Here is a 2,936-nt window from a genome sequence, read left to right as displayed (position 1 = left end):
GTCCGCCGCCCCCGCCATGGCCAGGGCGACCGCCGCCAGCCAGATCCACGGATGCAGCCGCCCGTCGGCCGGCAGCACCGCCGCACCCGCCAGCGCGACCGCCACGCCCCACGCCACGATGCACAGCACCACCGCGCGGCCGTGCAGCTGCACGCGCGACACCCACCCGGAGAACACCCCGCCGAGCACCGCGCCGACCGGGATCGCGGCGAAGAGCACCGCGAAGGCCGGCCCTCCCCCGGCCTCGCCACCCAGGTTGACGTGCGCGATCTCGGGGAACAGCGCCCGCGGCATCCCGAAGACCATGGCGATCAGGTCCACCACGAAGCTCATCATCAGGACGGGATGCCCTCCGAGATAACGGATCCCGTCGATCACCGAGCGCAGCCCGGGCGCGGATGAGGGCGCCCCGTCGTGACGCTCCGCGGGCAGCGGGGGCAGGCGGCGGACGGCATACAGCGTGGCGAGCAGGCAGATCGCATCGGTGAGATAGAGCCACGAGAAGCCGACGAGCGGGATCAGCGCCCCCGCCACCAGCGGCCCGGCGATCGCGCCGGCCATGAACAGCGTCATGTTGAGCGCGTTGGCCGCGGGCAGCAGGTTCATCGGCAGGATCGACGGCAGCACCGCGGTCCGCGTCGGCTGGTTGACCGCGAAGAAGGCCTGCTGCACGGCGAACAGGCCGAGCAGCAGCCAGACGTTCGTCGACCCGAGCGCCGCCTGCAGCCAGAAGCCGAGCGTCGAGACGATCAGCCCGACGGTCGTGAAGGTCAGCAGCCTGCGCTTGTCGACGTGGTCCGCGAGCGCCCCGCCCCACAGCCCGAACACCACGAGCGGGACGAGCCCGAAGATCCCCGTGAGCCCGACGTAGGCCGAGGAACCGGTGTCGGCATAGATCTGCGCCGGGACGCTCACGATGGTCAGCTGGGCGCCGATGACGGTGATGATGTTGGCGGTCCACAGCCGCCGGAAGTCGCCGTGCTGCAGGGGCCGGGTGTCGGCGACGACGGAGCGCAGGTTCACCGGGACAGCCTAGGTCCTCGCCCCGCCTCTCCCCAGCGTCGCCACCGTCGCCACCGTCGCCACCGTCGCCACCGTCGCCGGGCAGGAGCAGGATGGGCCGTATGACGACCGCCCGCCGCCCCGACGACCACTACCTCGCGCGGCTGCCGGACGGGACGGTCAAGCAGGTCAACCCGTTCACCGGCACGCAGGTGTGGACGGTGCCGGGGCGCGGCAACCGGCCGCTCGGCGCACCCGCCCTGGCCGCCGCTCCCGTGGGCGAGGACGAGCGGGACCGGTTGTGCGCGTTCTGCCCGGAGCGCTACGCCGAGACGCCGCCGGAGAAGTCGCGGCTCGTGAGAACCCGCGCCGGCCAAGCAGATCCGGGGTGGGCGACGCTGACCGGCCTGTCCCGCACCGAGCTCCACGACACGATCGCCGAGTTCCGCCGGGTGCCGAACCTGTTCGAGATCCTCAGCTACGACTACTGGCGGCTCAACCACGGCGTCGCGCTGCCCGCTGCGGCACGCGCACGACGCGACGCCTACCTCGCCGACCCGGCCGGGCGCGCCCACGTGCTCGCCGTCGCCCGCGCCAAGGCGCTCGCCGGCGGGACCGCGGCCAAGGCGTGGGAGCTGCTCGACGAGGCGCAGCGGCTCGCCGGGACCGAGGCGTTCTTCGGTGGCGGGCACGACGTGATCGTCGCGCGCCGTCACCTGGTCGACGGCGCCACCGACACCAGCGCCCTCGCCTCGTCGGGCACGCTCACCCCCGAGGAGCACCGCGCCTACGTGGGATTCACCATCGACGCCATGGCCGACCTCTACGCGAGCAACCCGCACGTGCGCTACGTCGCGGCGTTCCAGAACTGGCTGAAGCCCGCCGGCGCGTCCTTCGACCACCTGCACAAGCAGCTCGTCGCCATCGACGAGCTCGGCACCCAGGCCGAGCAGGAGCAGGAACGGCTGCGCCGCCACCCCACGCTGTATGCCGACGCGGGACCCGCCCTCGCCGAGCGCGCCGGGCTCGTGGTCGCCCGCACGGAGCACGCCGTCGCCTACGCCGGGTTCGGGCACCGCTACCCCACCCTCGAGGTCCACTCCCTCTCGCCGCAGCGCGAGCCCTGGCGCCAGCAGCGCCACGAGGTCGACGCCGTCGCGGACCTGCTGCACGCCCTCCACGCCGCCACCGGCGTCCACGTCCCCTGCAACGAGGAGTGGCACCACACCCCCACCGGCGTCGACCTGCCCCTCCCCTGGCGGATCGTCCTCAAGTGGCGGGTGTCCACGCTGGCGGGGTTCGAGGGCGGCACCAAGATCTACGTCAACACCATCGACCCGTGGGCGCTCCGCGACCGGGTGGTCACCCGCCTCCACGCCCTGGCCGACGAGGGACGGCTGGCGGACGGCATACGGCTGTCACCTCCGACCCGGCCCGATGCGTCTCACCAGGCATGACCACCTGCCAGGCCTCACCATGAGCCGCTCCCCGGCGGGCTTCGAGGAGTTCGCGCGGGCCAGCGCCCGGTCGCTCTCCGGCCGCGCCTACCTGCTCTGCCACGACCACCACCTCGCCGAGGACCTGGTGCAGGAGACGCTCGCCCGCAGGTACGTCCGCTGGCGGCACATCGACCACGTCGAGAGCCCAGCCGGCTATCCCCGCGCCGCCCTCACCAACGCCTACATCGACCGGACGCGCCGCCGCAGCCATCACGAGCCGCCGCTGGCCGAGGTCGCCGACACCGGTGTGCCCGACCAGGTCGACGGCGTGCCCCGACGGGTCACGTTGCGTCGAGTAGTGGGGGTTTCGCGGTGCGGGCGTGCCCCGACGGGTCACTTTGCGTCGGGAGAACTCCGGCGTGGAGCGGGGTCGCCTGCGGACCTGCCCCCACGGGTCACCTGACGTCGGATGGGAGGGGTCTCGCGGTGCAGGGG

At 73.3% G+C, this 2,936-nt stretch carries 3 protein-coding genes; 2 read left to right on the top strand and 1 reads right to left on the bottom strand.

Translation table 11 applies throughout. The features are described 5' to 3' along the window. Positions 1–1,023, bottom strand: a 1,023-nt coding sequence (locus tag B2P18_RS02085) for an MFS transporter (protein ID WP_286955662.1), incomplete at its 3' end; no start/stop codon positions are given. 101 nt (positions 1,024–1,124) lie between these two features. Here B2P18_RS02085 and B2P18_RS02080 point away from each other — a divergent pair. Continuing rightward, complete coding sequence (locus B2P18_RS02080) at positions 1,125–2,459, top strand: DUF4921 family protein (RefSeq protein WP_286955661.1); 1,335 nt, start codon at positions 1,125–1,127, stop codon at positions 2,457–2,459. 19 nt (positions 2,460–2,478) lie between these two features. Continuing rightward, on the top strand, positions 2,479–2,904 hold the full coding sequence (locus B2P18_RS02075; protein WP_286955660.1) for a sigma factor: 426 nt from the start codon (positions 2,479–2,481) through the stop codon (positions 2,902–2,904). The last annotated feature ends 32 nt before the right edge of the window (positions 2,905–2,936 follow it).

Source organism: Arsenicicoccus sp. UBA2120 (genome assembly GCF_002330965.1).
Classification (GTDB): domain Bacteria; phylum Actinomycetota; class Actinomycetes; order Actinomycetales; family Dermatophilaceae; genus Arsenicicoccus; species Arsenicicoccus bolidensis.
This window is presented reverse-complemented; position numbering and strand designations above follow the sequence as displayed.

Bases quoted from the DNA above. Each gene is read 5' to 3' on its own strand.
- B2P18_RS02080 (WP_286955661.1), top strand. From the start codon at position 1,125: ATGACGACCGCCCGCCGCCCCGACGACCACTACCTCGCGCGGCTGCCG.
- B2P18_RS02075 (WP_286955660.1), top strand. From the start codon at position 2,479: ATGAGCCGCTCCCCGGCGGGCTTCGAGGAGTTCGCGCGGGCCAGCGCC.